This window comes from Rhizobium sp. FY34 (assembly GCF_005222845.1).
GTDB lineage: Bacteria > Pseudomonadota > Alphaproteobacteria > Rhizobiales > Rhizobiaceae > Neorhizobium.
Genome location: NZ_STFZ01000013.1, coordinates 66,333 through 82,420, shown reverse-complemented (window position 1 = coordinate 82,420; position 16,088 = coordinate 66,333). Strand labels below are relative to the sequence as shown.

18 protein-coding genes are annotated in these 16,088 nt (G+C 59.0%); 13 read left to right on the top strand and 5 right to left on the bottom strand.

All coding sequences use genetic code 11. The annotated features are described in order from the left end of the window. Nucleotides 1–37 precede the first annotated feature (37 nt). The 3 genes from E8M77_RS10860 to hslV all read right to left on the bottom strand — a co-directional run bounded on the left by E8M77_RS10860 (nt 38) and on the right by hslV (nt 3,108). The gene (locus E8M77_RS10860) at nt 38–982 is read right to left on the bottom strand and encodes a DUF1402 family protein (RefSeq protein WP_170975824.1); all 945 of its coding nucleotides are present in this window, start codon (nt 980–982) and stop codon (nt 38–40) included. Nucleotides 983–1,201: 219 nt separating this feature from the next. Next, nucleotides 1,202–2,509: an ATP-dependent protease ATPase subunit HslU gene (gene hslU, locus E8M77_RS10855; RefSeq protein WP_137130661.1), complete on the bottom strand. Its 1,308-nt coding sequence runs from the start codon at nt 2,507–2,509 to the stop codon at nt 1,202–1,204. A gap of 74 nt (nt 2,510–2,583) precedes the next feature. After that, nucleotides 2,584–3,108, bottom strand: a complete 525-nt coding sequence (gene hslV / locus E8M77_RS10850; protein WP_137130660.1) for an ATP-dependent protease subunit HslV — start codon at nt 3,106–3,108, stop codon at nt 2,584–2,586. Between the two features lie 207 nt (nt 3,109–3,315). Here hslV and hisB point away from each other — a divergent pair, with 207 nt between their 5' ends. The 7 genes from hisB to coaA are packed head-to-tail and all read left to right on the top strand — an operon-like array spanning nt 3,316 to nt 7,925. Next, nucleotides 3,316–3,912, top strand: coding sequence for an imidazoleglycerol-phosphate dehydratase HisB (gene hisB / locus E8M77_RS10845; RefSeq protein ID WP_137130675.1), 597 nt, complete (start codon nt 3,316–3,318; stop codon nt 3,910–3,912). Nucleotides 3,913–3,934: 22 nt separating this feature from the next. Continuing rightward, entirely contained in the window at nt 3,935–4,420 is a 486-nt protein-coding gene (locus tag E8M77_RS10840; protein ID WP_170975823.1) for a DUF2628 domain-containing protein, read from the top strand. Then, nucleotides 4,420–5,070, top strand: coding sequence for an imidazole glycerol phosphate synthase subunit HisH (hisH, locus tag E8M77_RS10835; RefSeq protein ID WP_137130658.1), 651 nt, complete (start codon nt 4,420–4,422; stop codon nt 5,068–5,070). The genes E8M77_RS10840 and hisH overlap by 1 nt, the downstream gene beginning before the upstream one ends. A 1-nt stretch (nt 5,071) precedes the next feature. Next, nucleotides 5,072–5,815, top strand: coding sequence for a 1-(5-phosphoribosyl)-5-[(5-phosphoribosylamino)methylideneamino]imidazole-4-carboxamide isomerase (gene hisA, locus E8M77_RS10830; protein ID WP_137130657.1), 744 nt, complete (start codon nt 5,072–5,074; stop codon nt 5,813–5,815). Then, the gene (gene hisF, locus E8M77_RS10825) at nt 5,812–6,600 is read left to right on the top strand and encodes an imidazole glycerol phosphate synthase subunit HisF (protein ID WP_137130656.1); all 789 of its coding nucleotides are present in this window, start codon (nt 5,812–5,814) and stop codon (nt 6,598–6,600) included. Before hisA ends, hisF begins: the two co-directional genes overlap by 4 nt. Nucleotides 6,601–6,609: 9 nt before the next feature. Further along, nucleotides 6,610–6,933, top strand: a complete 324-nt coding sequence (locus tag E8M77_RS10820) for a phosphoribosyl-ATP diphosphatase (protein WP_137130655.1) — start codon at nt 6,610–6,612, stop codon at nt 6,931–6,933. Next, on the top strand, nt 6,930–7,925 hold the full coding sequence (gene coaA / locus E8M77_RS10815; RefSeq protein ID WP_137130654.1) for a type I pantothenate kinase: 996 nt from the start codon (nt 6,930–6,932) through the stop codon (nt 7,923–7,925). The genes E8M77_RS10820 and coaA overlap by 4 nt, the downstream gene beginning before the upstream one ends. Before the next feature lie 98 nt (nt 7,926–8,023). Here coaA and arfB read toward each other — a convergent pair whose 3' ends face one another. Together arfB and E8M77_RS10805 are read right to left on the bottom strand one after the other, a co-directional pair. Further along, the gene (arfB, locus tag E8M77_RS10810; protein ID WP_137130653.1) at nt 8,024–8,458 is read right to left on the bottom strand and encodes an alternative ribosome rescue aminoacyl-tRNA hydrolase ArfB; all 435 of its coding nucleotides are present in this window, start codon (nt 8,456–8,458) and stop codon (nt 8,024–8,026) included. 92 nt (nt 8,459–8,550) lie between these two features. After that, nucleotides 8,551–10,161: a phosphoenolpyruvate carboxykinase gene (locus E8M77_RS10805; RefSeq protein WP_137130652.1), complete on the bottom strand. Its 1,611-nt coding sequence runs from the start codon at nt 10,159–10,161 to the stop codon at nt 8,551–8,553. 327 nt (nt 10,162–10,488) lie between these two features. Between E8M77_RS10805 and chvI the strand changes: the two genes are divergently transcribed. The 6 genes from chvI to ahcY all read left to right on the top strand — a co-directional run bounded on the left by chvI (nt 10,489) and on the right by ahcY (nt 15,894). Continuing rightward, nucleotides 10,489–11,211, top strand: a complete 723-nt coding sequence (gene chvI, locus E8M77_RS10800) for a two-component system response regulator ChvI (protein WP_137130651.1) — start codon at nt 10,489–10,491, stop codon at nt 11,209–11,211. Nucleotides 11,212–11,302: 91 nt separating this feature from the next. Continuing rightward, entirely contained in the window at nt 11,303–13,075 is a 1,773-nt protein-coding gene (locus tag E8M77_RS10795) for a sensor histidine kinase (RefSeq protein WP_246659218.1), read from the top strand. Continuing rightward, nucleotides 13,072–13,536: an HPr kinase/phosphorylase gene (locus E8M77_RS10790; RefSeq protein ID WP_137130650.1), complete on the top strand. Its 465-nt coding sequence runs from the start codon at nt 13,072–13,074 to the stop codon at nt 13,534–13,536. Before E8M77_RS10795 ends, E8M77_RS10790 begins: the two co-directional genes overlap by 4 nt. Before the next feature lie 130 nt (nt 13,537–13,666). After that, on the top strand, nt 13,667–14,068 hold the full coding sequence (locus E8M77_RS10785) for a PTS sugar transporter subunit IIA (RefSeq protein ID WP_137130673.1): 402 nt from the start codon (nt 13,667–13,669) through the stop codon (nt 14,066–14,068). 8 nt (nt 14,069–14,076) lie between these two features. Then, nucleotides 14,077–14,352, top strand: coding sequence for an HPr family phosphocarrier protein (locus tag E8M77_RS10780; RefSeq protein ID WP_137130649.1), 276 nt, complete (start codon nt 14,077–14,079; stop codon nt 14,350–14,352). A gap of 141 nt (nt 14,353–14,493) precedes the next feature. Then, on the top strand, nt 14,494–15,894 hold the full coding sequence (gene ahcY / locus E8M77_RS10775) for an adenosylhomocysteinase (protein WP_137130648.1): 1,401 nt from the start codon (nt 14,494–14,496) through the stop codon (nt 15,892–15,894). The last annotated feature ends 194 nt before the right edge of the window (nt 15,895–16,088 follow it).

Below are 16,088 nucleotides of genomic sequence, written 5' to 3'. Positions count from 1 at the left end.
TTCCTTCAAACGGATCACTGGCATCCGATATCGGCATTCAGAGCAAGGATTTCAATTCGCTGAGTTTGTCATTGACCAGCCAGCCGTAATAATTCTCTTCCGGCCAGGAAAAATCGCCGCTTCGATTGCGCGCGGCAAGCGCTGCGGCGCGCTTGGCCGAATTGCCGATATTGTAGAGCGTCGCCGTGATCCCCGGATTGCGGGAGATATCCATATCGGCGATCTCGGAATAGTCATCGATAGCCCGGCGGATGGTCGCGGCCATATAGGCAAGCGATTTGTCCGGATCCATGATCGCCTTGTAGACATCATTGGCATCGGCAGGATCGAGCTTCGGGTAGCCGGAACGACGCGCCACCATGTCGGACTGCATAAGCGCCGTAAGCGGGTTGATCTGGCCAAGGCCAAAGGTCTGGCCGGCGAAGAAGGGCTGGAAGAAGACCGCGCTGAAACGGTTGTCAGGAAAGGCGACGCCATCGACCTTGTTGCCGCGGAACACGCTTTCCCACACATCCTCGCGGCAGGACCAGAGGCGGTAGGAATCGGAAAACTGGGCGCAGGTCGAGAATTCGGGACGGACGACGAATTCGCTGATCGTTTCGTTCTTGTAGCCGAAACGGAAACTGTCGCCGGCATAGGCGGCAGCCTTCACGTAATAGGATTGAAGGCGATCATAGGCATCGACATTATAGGTATGCTCACCGATGATCGCACCCAGCATATGGATCGGGTCGATATCGTATTGGCGCGCAGTCTGCTTGATCTTGGCGATCAGAGAACTATCCGACGCCAGCAGATCGCGGATCTTTTCGTATTTCTCATCGAAGGTCGTCTTGCCAGCACGCGTGCGGCGAACGGATGCGCCAGGAACCTTCGGCTGTTCGGCATTGCGATTGCCCGGAGGCACCACGGACATGCCAGCCTGCACCTGGGGCGCGGACCAAACCATAACCATGAGAAATGCCAGAATGATACGTCGCAAGATCGGGTATCCCAGGGATCATTGACAAGCCGGCCCGTTGGGACCCTGTAATTACGGCGAATCAGATCAACAGAAATGCACCGCGCTCATCCGCGTGATGCTTTACTTAAAAGCCGGGCGCGGAGTCGAGCCCGCGCCCTTCAATTTCGTGTCAGGGCAGAGCCAAGCCCGCCTTTCGTTGCAGGCTTGCCACGCATTCCCCGAATCAGCCGCCACGAATTACAGAATATAGCGCGACAGGTCCGTATCGGCAGCGATATCGCCGACATGCACGCGCACATAGTCCGAATCAATTGTGACGGCTGTACCGGGACGATCCGGCGCGTGGAAGGAAATTTCGTCCAGCACTCGTTCCATCACCGTCTGCAGACGACGAGCCCCGATATTCTCGACCGAAGAGTTCAGATGCACGGCAACATCCGCCAGTGCATCGATCGCGTCCTCGGTAAAGTCGAGCGACAGCTGCTCTGTCTCCATCAGCGCCTTGTACTGGCGAATCAGGCTTGCCTCGGGTTCAGTCAGGATGCGGCGGAAATCCTCCTTGGTAAGCGGCTTCAGCTCGACGCGGATCGGCAGGCGACCCTGCAGTTCTGGCAAAAGATCCGACGGCTTGGAGACATGGAAGGCACCAGAGGCGATGAACAGGATATGATCGGTCTTCACCGGGCCGTATTTGGTCGAAACCGTCGTGCCTTCCACCAGCGGCAGAAGATCGCGCTGCACGCCTTCGCGTGACACGCCGGCGCCCATGCCGCCATCACGAGCAGCGATCTTGTCGATTTCGTCGAGGAAGACGATGCCATTGTTTTCGACGGAACGAACCGCCTCGCGCTGGATGACCTCGGTATCGATCAGCTTGTCGGATTCGTCGCGAATCAACTCGCCATAGGACTTCTGCACGGTGGTCTTCACCTTCTTCGTACGTCCACCCATGGCCTTGCCGAACATTTCCGACAGGTTGAGCACACCGATATTGGCACCGGGCATGCCCGGAATATCAAAGCCCGGCATGCCGGAGCCGCTATCGGCCACTTCGATCTCGATTTCTTTGTCGTCCATCTCGCCGCTGCGCAGCTTCTTGCGGAATGTTTCACGTGTGGCAGGCGAGGCCGTTGAGCCAACCAGCGCATCCAGAACACGCTCCTCTGCACTCTGGTGGGCCTTCGCCTGTACTTCAGTGCGCTTCTTTTCGCGCACCAGACCGATGCCGATTTCCACGAGATCCCGGATGATCTGCTCCACGTCGCGCCCGACATAGCCGACCTCAGTGAACTTCGTGGCTTCCACCTTGATGAAGGGGGCACCGGCCAGTTTCGCCAGCCGGCGTGAAATCTCCGTCTTGCCGACACCTGTCGGGCCAATCATCAGGATATTCTTCGGCATCACCTCGTCGCGCAGGCTCTCATCAAGCTGCTGGCGGCGCCAGCGATTGCGCAGCGCTATGGCCACAGCGCGCTTGGCGTCATTCTGGCCGATGATATGGCGGTCGAGCTCGGAAACGATCTCGCGGGGAGAAAAAGTGGTCATGTCATCCTCTTAAAGGCATCCATCACCGGCCGGCCATGCAAAGGCCCGGCCCGAAGGACCCATCACTATGGAGGTTATTCGGCGTCGAGCGTCTCGATGACGAGGTTGTGGTTGGTATAGACACAGATATCGGCTGCGATATCCAGCGCCAGGCGGGCGATCTCCTCGGCGGATTTATCTGTATCCATCAGGGCACGCGCGGCGGCATAGGCGTAATTGCCGCCCGAGCCGATGGCGATCGTGCCATGTTCCGGCTCCAGCACATCGCCATTGCCGGTGACGGCCAGCGTTACCGATTTATCGGCCACCAGCATCATGGCTTCCAGATTGCGCAGGTATTTGTCGGTGCGCCAATCCTTGGCAAGTTCGACGGAAGCGCGCATCAACTGGCCAGGATACTGTTCCAGCTTCTTTTCCAGTCGGTCGAGCAACGTAAATGCGTCCGCCGTCGCACCGGCGAAACCGGCGATCACCTCGCCCTTGCCGATGCGGCGCACCTTGCGCGCATTGCCCTTCATCACGGTCTGGCCAAGGCTCACCTGTCCGTCTCCGGCCATGATGACCTTTCCGCCTTTCCGTACGGTAATGATTGTCGTCATATTTGCACCTGTGGACCCCTGTTCCGGGGCCTGCTTCATGCCGGTCCATTCCGGCGGTTGACCTTCATGTAAGTGGTGCTTTGGCGATTGCAAACCGGCAAGAAGAACCACCTGCAACCACAGTGGATCTGGAATCGTTTGCACGGCAGCGGCGCGGCTGATATGAGCGCCAGATCGTGTAAAAGCCCTAGCATTCCGGTGGACAAGATGAGCGAGCGCCGCGCTTCTGTTTCGCGCAAGACCAACGAGACTTCCATTTCCGTATCCGTCAATCTCGACGGCACCGGCATGTCCAAGATTTCGACCGGTATCGGCTTCTTCGACCATATGCTCGAACAGCTGTCGCGCCATTCGCTGATCGACATGGACATCGACTGCCAGGGCGACCTTCATATCGATGATCACCATTCGGTCGAGGATACCGGCATTGCCATCGGCCAGGCGATCTCCAAGGCACTCGGCGACCGGCGCGGGATTACCCGCTATGCCTCACTCGATCTTGCCATGGACGAGACCATGACCAAGGCCGCCGTCGATGTCTCCGGCCGGCCCTTCCTTGTCTGGAACGTTGCCTTCAGCGCGCCAAAGATCGGCAGTTTCGATACGGAACTGGTACGGGAATTCTTCCATGCGCTGGCCCAGAATGCCGGCATCACGCTGCATGTGCTGAACCACTATGGCGCCAACAACCATCATATTGCCGAGACCTGTTTCAAGGCCGTGGCAAGGGTTCTGCGCCAGGCAACCGAAATCGACCCCCGCCAGGCGGGACGCGTGCCTTCAACCAAGGGTACGCTGGCCTGACGTCAGTCAGTCAGGAGGACAATTGATCACCTATCTTATCCTGACACCCCAAGGTGAACCGGACAGGGATCACCGCAGGACCCGGTTCATTGCTGATCGGTTTTCATGGCTTGCCTTCGTTTTTCCCGGTCTCTGGCTGTTGTTTCACCGCTGCTGGCTGATCGGGACGACAGCCCTTTTGGCACAGATCCTTGCAGCTTGGCTGGTCGATCAACCGGGCCTGTTCTGGGCGGGCACGCTGTCGGAAGTTGCAATCGGCCTTTTGATCGGGCTTGAGGGACGCCATATCCATGCGCAGAACCTGATGGCCAAGGGCTGGTCGATGGCCGGCGTCGTAACGGCACCGGATCTTGCCACGGCCGAAGCCATTTTCTTTGCCGGCCTGCCAACAGACCCCGTCAAGCCGTCTTTGCCGGTAACGGACTGGACCAAACTTTCGACGCCTGGCCAGGCATCTCTTCGCAACGGTCCGGCACTCGGACTTTTTGATATGGGTGGAGGACGCTGATGCGCGTTGCAATCATCGACTACGGATCAGGCAATCTGCGCTCCGCGACCAAGGCATTTGAACGGGCAGCGCGGGAAGCCGGGATCAATGCCAGTATCGAGCTCACAGACAATCCCGACGTGGTGGGCGCAGCCGACCGCGTGGTGCTGCCCGGCGTGGGTGCCTATGCCGATTGTCGGCGGGGACTTGCAGCCGTAGCGGGGATGGAAGAGGCACTTTTTGACACTGTCGAGGCCAAGGGCCGTCCTTTCCTCGGTATTTGCGTCGGCATGCAGCTGATGGCATCGCGTGGTCTCGAAAAGCAGACCACCCAAGGCTTTGGCTGGATCCCCGGCGATGTTCAGGAAATGACGCCATCCGACCCGACGCTGAAGATCCCGCAGATCGGCTGGAACACGTTGACGCTCAACCATCCGCATCCGCTTTTTGAGGGCATCCCGACCGGTTCAGACGGCTTGCACGCCTATTTCGTGCATTCCTACCATCTGGTGGCCGAAAACCCCGATGACATTGTGGCAACCACCGAATATGGCGGCGCCATGACGGCCTTCGTGGCGCGTGGCAATACGGCCGGTGCCCAGTTCCACCCGGAAAAGAGCCAGACACTGGGTCTAGCTCTCATTTCCAATTTCCTGCGCTGGAAGCCCTGACATGATCCTTTTCCCGGCTATCGATCTGAAAGACGGTCAATGCGTGCGCCTGAAGCTGGGCGACATGAACCAGGCCACCGTTTACAATCCTGACCCTGCGGCACAGGCCAAGGCCTTTGAAGACCAGGGCTTCGAATGGCTGCATGTGGTCGATCTCGACGGTGCCTTTGCCGGCGAAAGCCGCAACGGCTTTGCCGTCGATGCCATCCTCAAGGCGACGAAGAACCCGGTGCAGCTGGGCGGCGGTATCCGAACGCTTGACCATATCGAAGCCTGGCTGTCGCGCGGCCTTGCCCGCGTCATCCTCGGCACCGTTGCCGTGCGCGATCCGGCATTGGTCATCGAGGCATGCCAGAAGTTTCCCGGCCAGGTCGCCGTCGGCATCGATGCCAAGGGGGGCAAGGTCGCCGTGGAAGGCTGGGCGGAGGCCTCGCAGCTTGGCGTGATCGAGCTTGCCAAGAAATTCGAAGGTGCCGGCGTTGCCGCCATCATCTATACCGATATCGACCGCGACGGGATTCTGGCCGGCATCAACTGGGCCTCGACCTTGGAACTGGCCAATGCTGTCGCCATTCCGGTGATTGCCTCGGGCGGGCTTGCCTCGATCGACGATATCAAGCGGATGATGGAGCCGGATGCGCAAAAGCTCGAAGGAGCGATTTCCGGCCGCGCGCTCTACGACGGACGCATTGATCCGGCGGAAGCTTTGGCCGTGATTCGTGCGGCGAAGGGAGTTGCAGCATGACCCTCAAGGCCCGTGTGATCCCCTGCCTGGACGTCAAGGACGGCCGCGTTGTTAAAGGCGTCAACTTCGTCGATCTCATTGATGCCGGCGATCCGGTGGAGGCGGCCAAGGCCTATGATGCCGCCGGTGCCGACGAGCTTTGCTTTCTCGACATCACCGCTTCTGCCGACAATCGCGACACGATCTTCGATGTGGTGGCGCAGACGGCGGAACATTGCTTCATGCCGCTCACCGTCGGTGGCGGCGTGCGCGCCGTATCCGATATCCGCAAGCTACTGCTGGCCGGTGCCGACAAGGTGTCGATCAATTCCGCGGCGGTGAATAATCCCGATTTCGTGGCGGAAGCCGCCGACAAATTCGGCAATCAGTGCATTGTCGTCTCGATTGATGCCAAGCGCCGCCGCACGCAAGGCATTGGCCAGGATAATGTGAGCGCCTGGGAGATCTATACCCATGGCGGACGCAATGCGACCGGCATCGACGCGGTGGAATTTGCCATGCGTATGGTGGAGCGCGGTGCCGGCGAGCTACTCGTCACCTCCATGGACCGCGACGGCACCAAGGTCGGCTATGATCTGGAACTGACGCGCGCCATTGCCGATGCCGTACGCGTGCCGGTCATCGCTTCCGGCGGTGTGGGAACACTCGATGATCTGGTGGCAGGTGTGCGCGAAGGCCATGCGACAGCGGTTCTGGCGGCGTCCATCTTCCATTTCGGCACCTACTCGATCGGTGAAGCGAAGCGCTACATGGCCGATCACGGCATTGCCATGCGGCTGGACTGAGGAGATCCCATGAGTCAGTTTTCTCTCAGTGATCTGGAACAGATCGTTTCTGAACGCGCCAAGGCTGATCCACAGACATCTTGGACAGCAAAGCTTGTGGCCGCAGGACAGGAAAAAGCCGCCAAGAAACTTGGCGAAGAGGCCGTCGAAACGGTGATTGCCGCCGTGTCTGCCGACCGCCAGAACCTGACGTCGGAATCGGCGGATCTGCTTTATCACCTTATGGTCGTATTGAAGATTGCCGGCATTCCGTTGCAGGATGTGATGGATGAACTTCAACGCCGCACGGCCCAATCGGGCCTCACGGAAAAGGCGAGCCGACAGCCGACATGACGATCGCCAGCCAGAGTGTCGAATCCGACATCCCGCCTGAAACCACGCCTGCCGGCAATTACTCACCATTCTTCCGGTTCACCTCGGAGGAGTGGTCGAAATTCCGGGCTGATACGCCGCTGACGCTGACGGCCGATGAAGTGAAGCGCCTGCGCTCGCTGGATGATCCGATCGATCTGGATGAGGTCCGGCGCATCTATCTGTCGCTGTCACGCCTGTTGTCGGCCCATGTGGAAGCCTCGCAACTGCTCTTCCAGCAACGCAACCGGTTTTTGAGCCTTTCCGATCAGGTCAAGACGCCCTTCGTCATCGGAATTGCCGGCTCGGTTGCCGTTGGCAAGTCAACCACGGCCCGCATCCTGAAGGAACTCCTGGCCCGCTGGCCCTCCAGCCCCAAGGTCGATCTGGTGACAACCGACGGCTTTCTCTATCCCAATGCTGTCTTGCGCCGCGAAAATCTGATGGAGCGCAAGGGATTTCCGGAAAGCTATGACATTGGCGCGCTGTTGCGCTTTCTTTCGGCGATCAAGGCCGGCAAGCCGAATGTTCTGGCGCCGCGCTATTCGCACCTGACCTATGACGTGCTGGCGGACGAGCACAGCGTGGTCGATCGCCCCGATATCCTGATCTTCGAAGGCATCAATGTGCTGCAATCGCGCACGCTGCCTGTCGATGGCACGATCGTGCCGATGGTGTCGGACTTCTTTGACTTCTCGATCTATATCGATGCCGATGAGGGTCAGATCCACAACTGGTATGTCGAGCGCTTCATGCGCCTGCGCCAGACGGCATTCCGCGATCCGAATTCCTTCTTCAACCGTTATGCCTCGATCGACGAGGCGGCGGCATTGGCGATTGCCGAAGGCCTGTGGCAGAACATCAACCTGAAGAACCTGCGTCAGAATATCCTGCCGACCCGGCCGCGCGCCGATCTCGTCCTGCGCAAGGGCAGTAATCACTTCATCGAAACCGTGGCGCTGCGAAAACTGTAGGCGATGGATCGCCTGCAATCGAGATGCATGGCCGGCGATCAATCCTGAACAATCTGGCAGTCGGTGCCGCACCAAGCATCAACGGCCCTCCCCGCCGATCAATCGCCGGCAGGCCTGCCGCGCATTTTCTTCACGTCCGACCGCCCGGATTTTTCCTTGAGACGCCGCTCGATGGAGCCCTTGGTGGGCTTGGTCTTCTTGCGCGGCGGCGGTGGCGGCTTGGCCGCTTCCAGCAGCAGTTCCTTTAGCCGCTCGCGGGCGTCTTCGCGATTTCGCTCCTGGCTGCGAAACCGGTTCGCTTCCAGAATCAGAACGCCGTCCTTTGTCAGGCGCCGACCGGCAAGCTTTATGGCATTCTGCTTGACGCGATCCGGCAGGGAAGGCGAGCCCATCAGGTCGAAGAAAAGCTGAACTGCCGTGGAAACCTTGTTGACATTCTGCCCGCCGGGGCCGCCCGCCAGCACGAACTGTTCGGTCAGTTCCCATCCTGCGATGGTGATTCGACTGTTGATGACGAGGGGATCGCTGGCCATGGTCTTCTCCAGCGCCCTCTATTTCATAAAAGCACCCAAAAGAAAACCGCCGGCCCGAGATGGACCGGCGGCTTGATCTTTCACGTGGAACGTTACTCGGCAGCGGCCAGCATGCCGGGTGCTGCGTCGCGAACCTTGCTGTCGACATGGTTCTCGAACTTGGTGAAGTTGGAGATGAACATGTTGACGAGCTTGGTAGCCTGCGTGTCATAGGCGGCGCCATCGGCCCAGGTCGAGCGCGGATCAAGAATGGAACTATCCACCTCCGGCACGGCGACCGGCACCATGAAGCCGAAATTGGAATCGGTGCGGAACTCGGCCTTCTTCAACTCGCCATTCAGAGCCGCCGTCAAAAGCGCGCGGGTGGCCTTGATCGGCATGCGGCGACCGACACCATAGGCACCACCGGTCCAGCCGGTATTGACCAGCCAGCAATCAACGCCATGGCGGGCAATGAGGTCACGCAGAAGATTGCCGTATTCCGTCGGGTGGCGCGGCATGAAGGGCGCGCCAAAGCAGGTCGAGAACGTGGCTTCCGGTTCGGTCACACCCTTTTCCGTGCCGGCAACCTTGGCGGTATAGCCGGAGAGGAAATGGTACATGGCCTGTTCCGGAGTCAGCCGGGCGATCGGCGGCATGACGCCGAAGGCATCGGCCGTCAGCATGATGATCGTCTTTGGATGCGGTGCAAGGCCGGTTTCCGATGCATTGGGAATGAAGTGCAGCGGATAGGCACTGCGGGTGTTTTCGGTGAGCGACGCATCATCGAAGTTCGGAACGCGGTTTTCGTCCATCACCACGTTTTCAAGCACGGTGCCGAAGCGGCGGGTGGCGGCATAGATTTCCGGCTCGGCTTCAGCCGACAGGCGAATGGCCTTGGCATAGCAGCCGCCTTCGAAATTGAAGATACCGTTTTCGCCCCAGCCATGCTCGTCATCGCCGATCAGTGTACGGTTCGGATCGGCAGACAGTGTTGTCTTGCCCGTGCCCGAAAGGCCGAAGAACACGGCGGCATCACCAGCCGGACCGACATTGGCCGAGCAATGCATGGGCATCACGCCCTTTTCCGGCAAAAGGTAATTGAGAACGGTGAAGACCGATTTCTTGTTCTCACCGGCATAGGATGTGCCACCGATCAGCACGATCCCATTGGTCAGATCGCAGGCGATGACGGTTTCCGTGCGGCAGCCGTGGCGGGCCGGATCAGCGCGGAAGCTCGGCAGGTTGATGATGGTAAGTTTCTGCTGGAAGCTCGACAGCGTTGCACGATCCGGACGGATCAGCAGATTGCGGATGAACAGGGCATGCCAGGCAAGCTCGGTCACCACACGGGTCGGGAGCGCATAATCACGATCGGCACCGCCAATCAGATCCTGAACGTAAAGCGTGCGGCCAGCCGCATGCGCCAGCATGTCCTGCTTGAGCACCTCAAAATGCTCCGGCGACATCGGCTTGTTGTTGTCCCACCAGATCTTGTCTTCGGTCTGGCCGTCGCGAACGACGAACTTATCCTTGGGCGAACGGCCCGTGTGCTGGCCCGTGACGGCACGCAAAGCGCCATCCACGGTCAGTTCCGCTTCGCCGGAACGCAGCGCGGCCTCATAGAGTTCGCTCTCGTTCAGATTGTAGTTGGCGCGAGAAGCACCACCAAGGCCGAGGGCCGCAATGCCATTCGACGGATTATGTGCTCCGTACTGCTCCATGTCGCGCTTTCCTTCAGCTGACGTTGACGTATGGCCAGACGCTAGCGGCGCTTCTTGGAAAGTGCAAGCATATAAATGAATTAAGCCAACAAAATCAATCTATTAATCGATTTAAATAGTTTTTGATTATTTTAAATCGGTTGAATCACAGACATCTGGGGGCCAGTTTACGACATAAATGACAGCGCTCGTTGAACCGTAAAGTCCTGGCTCTTTATCTTTGCCACAATTTGTTCCACCTTTATCCCCAAGAGACGCATGTCCGGGCAATCGCCCGGCTGGGCCACAATCCAGGGGATGCGTGTAGAAATGGCGGAGACAGACAGAATGCAGACTATCGCCTTGGTAGACGACGATCGCAATATTCTCACCTCGGTGTCGATTGCACTGGAGGCGGAGGGCTATCGGGTCGAGACCTACACGGACGGAGCATCTGCTCTCGACGGCCTTTTGGCCCGGCCACCGCAGCTGGCCATTTTCGACATCAAGATGCCGCGCATGGACGGGATGGAGCTTTTGCGCCGCTTGCGCCAGAAATCGGATCTGCCTGTGATCTTCCTCACCTCGAAGGATGAGGAAATCGACGAATTGTTCGGCCTGAAAATGGGGGCGGATGATTTCATCACCAAGCCGTTTTCGCAGCGGCTTCTGGTTGAACGCGTCAAAGCCATCCTGCGCCGTGCCAGCAGTCGCGAAACCGCAGCGACACCCGGCGCGCCGAAACCGACAGCAGACCAGGCTGCACGCACCCTGGAACGGGGCCAACTCGCGATGGACCAGGAGCGCCATACCTGCACCTGGAAGGGCGAAGCCGTGACACTGACGGTCACGGAATTCCTCATCCTGCATTCGCTGGCGCAACGCCCAGGCGTGGTCAAGAGCCGCGATGCGCTGATGGACGCCGCCTATGACGAGCAGGTCTACGTGGACGACCGCACGATCGATAGCCATATCAAGCGACTGCGCAAGAAGTTCAAAATGGTTGACGGCGATTTCGATATGATCGAAACGCTCTACGGCGTAGGCTATAGGTTCCGCGAAGCGGCCTGATAGCCCGTAAAGCAAGCAACCGCTGGAGCGCATTTGGCCGTAGACGACGGCAGGCGGTTGCGTGAAAGGCAAAGGCGTGGCCGACCAGACGATCCATTCCAACGATAGTGGCGCTGCGGAGGAAAATCCCCCGCGCCCGGCGCGAAGGCTATGGTCGCACCCCTTCACGCTCATTCGCCGGATCTTTGGCAATGCGGTGTTTTCCAGCCTTACACGCCGTATCCTGTTCTTCAATATTGCCGCGACCGTCGTTCTGGTCGCCGGCATTCTCTATCTCAACCAGTTCCGTGAAGGACTGATCGATGCGCGCGTCGAGAGCCTTTTGACGCAAGGTGAAATTATTGCCGGCGCCATTTCCGCCTCGGCTTCCGTCGATACCAATTCGATTACCATCGACCCGGAAAAGCTCTTGGAACTGCAGGCCGGCCAAAGCATCACGCCTGTGCCGAATGATGAGGACCTGGAATTCCCGATCGATCCCGAACGGGTGGCTCCGGTCCTGCGTCGTCTGATTTCACCGACGCGCACCCGCGCCCGCCTCTTCGATGCAGACGCCAACCTATTGCTGGATTCGCGTCATCTCTATTCGCGCGGTCAGGTCCTGCGTTACGAACTGCCACCAGTCGAGGGCGAATCAACCACCTGGAGCGATCAGTTCGCCAGCATCATAAATCGTATTCTGCAACCGGGCAATCTGCCGGCCTATCGCGAGGCGCCCGGCGGTGATGGCTCTATCTATCCGGAGGTGATGAATGCGTTGACCGGCGTTAGGGGTGCCGTGGTGCGCGTCACCGATCGCGGCGAGTTGATCGTCTCCGTCGCCGTTCCGGTGCAACGCTTCCGTGCCGTGCTCGGCGTCCTCCTCTTGTCGACCCAGGCGGGCGACATCGACAATATCGTGCATGCCGAGCGGCTGGCCATCATGCGCGTGTTCGGCGTTGCAACGCTGGTCAACATTCTCCTGTCGCTGCTTCTGTCTTCAACCATCGCCAATCCGCTGCGTCGCCTCTCTGCCGCGGCAATCCGGGTTCGCCGCGGCGTCAAGCAGCGCGAAGAGATACCGGATTTTTCGGCCCGCCAGGACGAGATCGGCAATCTTTCGATTGCGCTGCGCGACATGACCAACGCGCTCTATGATCGTATCGATGCGATCGAGAGCTTTGCGGCCGATGTCAGCCATGAATTGAAGAACCCGCTTACCTCTCTACGCAGCGCCGTCGAGACGCTGCCGCTGGCAAAGACCGAGGATTCCAAGCAGCGGCTGACCAATATCATCCTGCATGATGTGCGACGGCTGGACCGGCTGATCACCGATATATCGGATGCATCCCGTCTCGATGCGGAACTGGCGCGTTCGGATGCGGCACCGGTCGATATGGAAATGCTGACTGCAAACCTGGTGGAAATCTCGCGCCAGATCCGCACCGGCCGCAAGCCCGTCGATATTGAACTCACGGTCGAGCACAAGCCGGGGGTCAAGCCGAACTACCGCGTGCACGGCCATGATCTGCGGCTTGGCCAGATTATCACCAACCTGATTGAAAATGCCCGTTCCTTCGTGCCGGAAAAGGGCGGACGCATTACGCTGAAGCTCTACACGAGCCGCCACAATTGCGTAATCCAGGTGGACGACAATGGACCCGGCATCCGCGCTGAAGATATCGACCGGATCTTCGAACGCTTTTATACTGATCGCCCGGATGGCGAGAGCTTCGGCCAGAATTCCGGGCTGGGCCTTTCCATCAGCCGCCAGATTGCCGAAGCACATGGCGGCACGCTGAAGGCTGAAAACCTGAGCGACAGCAAGGGCCATGTGACCGGAGCCCGATTCACGCTATCGCTGCCCGCCGGAGAAACGCCGTGACAGACGGCGCGCGCAATATTCATGGCACGGCTATCGTGATCGGCACGCGTGGGTTGCTTTTCGTCGGTGCCTCGGGCGCGGGAAAGTCCACACTGGCCTTCAACTGTCTGGCCGCGGCGCGCGCCCGCGGGCTCTTTGCAGCCCTCATCAGCGATGATCAGATCTTTGTGAGGTTGCAGGGCAATCACGTGATCGGTGAAGCACCGCCGGCTATTGCGGGCCTTCTGGAACTGCGCGGCAGTGGTATTGTCCGGCTGGAAAGCGTTGCCGAGGCACGCCTGGATCTTGCCATAGAGGTCATCGATCTTGCCAAGGCGACGCGCCTTCCGCCGCCTGACGAGCGCTATGATTGTTCAGGTCTTGCAACGCTGCCAATGATCCGCTTGAGATCCATGGGCCTGGACCCCCTGGCCGCCATCGGCGCCTTGTCGCCCGAGATTGCGGGGGAGCTTGCCCTTTGACGATATCCAGCAGGATATTTTTAGCTTGCACTTCGTCTTTACATGGACAAGATGGCTCCCCACCGCCATCGGACCTGTTGCAGTGCGAAACGGGACTGAGAATATCCATGTACTCGGGGGTGATATCAATATGATCGGACTTGTGCTTGTCACGCATGGCAAGCTGGCTGAGGAGTTTCGCCACGCTTTGGAGCATGTGGTCGGGCCTCAGAAGAATATCGAAACTGTTTGCATCGGCCCCGAAGACGATATGGATCGTCGGAGACAGGACATTCTCGATGCTGTGAGCCAGGCGGATGACGGACACGGCGTAGTGATCCTGACCGACATGTTCGGCGGCACACCCTCCAATCTGTCTATTTCGGTGATGAGCAGCGGCAAGATTGAAGTGATTGCCGGCGTCAACCTGCCGATGCTGATCAAGCTTGCTGGCGTGCGCAGCGATAACGACATGGCCAAGGCTTTGGCGGATGCCGCTGATGCCGGCCGCAAATATATCAACGTTGCCAGCCGCGTGCTCAGCGGCAAGTGAACCAAGACATGTCATCTATTACGCGCGAACTTCTGATCATCAACAAGCGGGGCCTGCATGCCCGCGCATCGGCCAAGTTCGTGCAGCTTGTCGGCAGTTTCAACGCGGAGATCCATGTCTCCAAGGATGGCATGACGGTGGGTGGAACCTCGATCATGGGCTTGATGATGCTTGCCGCCAGCCCCGGCTGCACGATCGAAGTCAGCGCCTCCGGCGCTGAGGCAGTTGCCGCACTCGAAGCGTTAACCCATCTTGTGGCTGATCGCTTCGGCGAAGAGATGTAAAGATCATATAAAGACTTCTTTATATCCTTATTGCTAGTTTCCGGGAAGCCTGCTAAACGGCAGGCAGCACCGTCGCCTGTTGCGACGGCGGATGATTGCTGCTTGCCGAGAGCGGTAGCCCCTGCGGAGCTGGAGAGCACCATGAGCATTGAAAAAGACTACATCGTCGCAGATATCGCGCTGGCCGAATACGGCCGCAAGGAACTCGACATTGCCGAAACCGAAATGCCGGGCCTGATGTCCTGCCGCGAGGAATTTGGCGAAACGAAGCCGCTGACGGGCGCACGCATTTCCGGCTCGCTGCACATGACCATCCAGACGGCCGTGCTGATCGAGACCCTGAAGGTTCTGGGTGCCGACGTGCGCTGGGCGTCCTGCAACATCTTCTCGACGCAGGACCACGCCGCCGCAGCCATCGCCGCGTCCGGAATTCCTGTGTTTGCCGTTAAGGGCGAGAGCCTTACGGAATACTGGGAATACACAGACAAGATCTTCCAGTGGACCGATGGTGGCGTCACCAACATGATCCTCGATGATGGTGGCGATGCCACCATGTACATCCTGCTTGGTGCCCGCGCCGAAGCCGGCGAAGACGTACTTTCGGCTCCGGGTTCCGAAGAAGAGGAAATCCTGTTTGCACAGATCAAGAAGCGCCTGGCCGCTTCCCCCGGCTGGTTCACCAAGCAGCGTGATGCCATCAAGGGCGTGACGGAAGAAACCACCACCGGCGTGCACCGCCTGTATGAACTGGCCAAGAAGGGCCTCCTGCCCTTCCCGGCAATTAACGTCAACGATAGCGTCACCAAGTCGAAGTTCGACAACAAGTATGGCTGCAAGGAATCGCTGGTCGATGGCATTCGCCGCGCAACCGACGTGATGATGGCCGGCAAGGTCGCCGTCGTATGCGGTTATGGTGATGTGGGCAAGGGCTCTGCCGCTTCGCTCCTCGGTGCCGGCGCCCGCGTCAAGGTGACCGAAGTCGATCCGATCTGCGCCCTACAGGCTGCCATGGACGGTTTCGAAGTGGTCACGCTGGAAGACGTCGTATCCTCGGCTGACATCTTCATTACCACCACCGGCAACAAGGACGTCATCCGCATCGAGCATATGCGCGCGATGAAGGACATGGCAATCGTCGGCAATATCGGCCATTTCGACAACGAGATTCAGGTCGCTGCGCTGAAGAACCTGAAGTGGACAAACATCAAGCCGCAGGTCGATCTCATCGAGTTCCCCAAGGGCAACCGCATGATCCTTCTGTCGGAAGGCCGTCTGCTGAACCTCGGCAATGCCACCGGTCACCCGTCCTTCGTCATGTCCGCCTCCTTCACCAACCAGGTGATGGGCCAGATCGAGCTGTGGACCAAGCCGAGCGAATACAAGCCGGGCGTCTATATCCTGCCCAAGCACCTCGATGAAAAGGTTGCCCGCCTGCATCTCGCCAAGCTCGGCGTGAAGCTCACGGAGCTTTCTGAAGAGCAGGCAGCCTATATCGGCGTCTCGCAGCAGGGTCCGTTTAAGGCGGAACACTACAGATACTAATCTGAGCCGACTAATCCACAAGATATGGTGGCCGCGGACTTGACAAGTCCGCGGCCTCTTTTTTGTCAGCCACCCTTTGCCGCCCTTCACGAAGCAGTTATTGTTTTAAGACTTGATTCGCGCTGGCCAGCGGCGGCTTTGCGCGAACTGGGATGTCTTGTCGACGATGCGGCACATGGACGGAGACAGACCGG

What these genes read in the sequence shown, in the direction of transcription:
- E8M77_RS10785 (WP_137130673.1), top strand. Translation starts at nt 13,667, where the DNA reads ATGATCGGACTTGTGCTTGTCACGCATGGCAAGCTGGCTGAGGAGTTT.
- hslV (WP_137130660.1), bottom strand. Translation starts at nt 3,108, where the DNA reads ATGACGACAATCATTACCGTACGGAAAGGCGGAAAGGTCATCATGGCC.
- hisF (WP_137130656.1), top strand. Translation starts at nt 5,812, where the DNA reads ATGACCCTCAAGGCCCGTGTGATCCCCTGCCTGGACGTCAAGGACGGC.
- hisB (WP_137130675.1), top strand. Translation starts at nt 3,316, where the DNA reads ATGAGCGAGCGCCGCGCTTCTGTTTCGCGCAAGACCAACGAGACTTCC.
- hisH (WP_137130658.1), top strand. Translation starts at nt 4,420, where the DNA reads ATGCGCGTTGCAATCATCGACTACGGATCAGGCAATCTGCGCTCCGCG.
- ahcY (WP_137130648.1), top strand. Translation starts at nt 14,494, where the DNA reads ATGAGCATTGAAAAAGACTACATCGTCGCAGATATCGCGCTGGCCGAA.
- hslU (WP_137130661.1), bottom strand. Translation starts at nt 2,509, where the DNA reads ATGACCACTTTTTCTCCCCGCGAGATCGTTTCCGAGCTCGACCGCCAT.
- E8M77_RS10780 (WP_137130649.1), top strand. Translation starts at nt 14,077, where the DNA reads ATGTCATCTATTACGCGCGAACTTCTGATCATCAACAAGCGGGGCCTG.
- hisA (WP_137130657.1), top strand. Translation starts at nt 5,072, where the DNA reads ATGATCCTTTTCCCGGCTATCGATCTGAAAGACGGTCAATGCGTGCGC.
- E8M77_RS10805 (WP_137130652.1), bottom strand. Translation starts at nt 10,161, where the DNA reads ATGGAGCAGTACGGAGCACATAATCCGTCGAATGGCATTGCGGCCCTC.
- E8M77_RS10820 (WP_137130655.1), top strand. Translation starts at nt 6,610, where the DNA reads ATGAGTCAGTTTTCTCTCAGTGATCTGGAACAGATCGTTTCTGAACGC.
- coaA (WP_137130654.1), top strand. Translation starts at nt 6,930, where the DNA reads ATGACGATCGCCAGCCAGAGTGTCGAATCCGACATCCCGCCTGAAACC.
- arfB (WP_137130653.1), bottom strand. Translation starts at nt 8,458, where the DNA reads ATGGCCAGCGATCCCCTCGTCATCAACAGTCGAATCACCATCGCAGGA.
- chvI (WP_137130651.1), top strand. Translation starts at nt 10,489, where the DNA reads ATGCAGACTATCGCCTTGGTAGACGACGATCGCAATATTCTCACCTCG.